Origin of the sequence: Mesorhizobium sp. M4B.F.Ca.ET.089.01.1.1 (genome assembly GCF_004022605.1) — a bacterium.
Taxonomy (GTDB): domain Bacteria; phylum Pseudomonadota; class Alphaproteobacteria; order Rhizobiales; family Rhizobiaceae; genus Mesorhizobium; species Mesorhizobium abyssinicae.
In genome coordinates this window covers 1-590 of sequence record NZ_RZOS01001216.1, presented here as the reverse complement: position 1 = coordinate 590, position 590 = coordinate 1, and the positions used below count along the sequence as shown (strand labels likewise).

General features: G+C 60.8%; 1 protein-coding gene. It reads right to left on the bottom strand.

Annotation, left to right across the window (positions count from 1 at the left end; all coding sequences use genetic code 11):
* Positions 1 to 40: 40 nt before the first annotated feature.
* The coding region (locus EN780_RS36840; protein WP_133372987.1) for a GMC oxidoreductase at positions 41 to 590 on the bottom strand (550 nt) is incomplete at its 5' end.

Here is a 590-nt window from a genome sequence, read left to right as displayed (position 1 = left end):
GCCTTCAGCGGCGTCCTCTCTGCCGCGGGAGGTGACACCGTCACCTCTGCTTGATGGCGGCGCCAGCCTTGATGGCGAGGGCCGCAACGGTCAGTGCGGGGTTAACGGCCGCTGATGTAGGAAGTACCGAAGCGTCGGTCACGTAGAGGTTTGAGATTTCGTGCGAACGGCAATCGGTCGACACGACCGACGTCTGCGGATCGTTCCCTAGTCTGGCAGTGCCGCACTGATGCGAAGTCGTCTTCCTGCCGAAAGTTCGGGTGAGAACGATGGGAAAGCCCGCCTTGCGCATGACGTGACGCGTCTTGCGGATGAGGGTCTCGTGCGCCCGCATGTTGCTGCGCACCCAATGCATGACGATGCGGCCGTTGCTGACCGTGACGCGGCTGTCGGGATTGGGCAGATCCTCGCTGGTTAGGAACCAGCCATAGCAATTGCGGGCTATCAGACCGGCCAGCCAGCGCGGCAGTAGTGGTGCGTTGGCCTTCAGGATATTTCCCGTAATGTGTCCGAGTAACTGGACGTTTCCGAGCGGAAATCCGGTCTCCGGATCGGCATTGTAGAAGTCGTTGAACGCAAGCGTCTTCTGG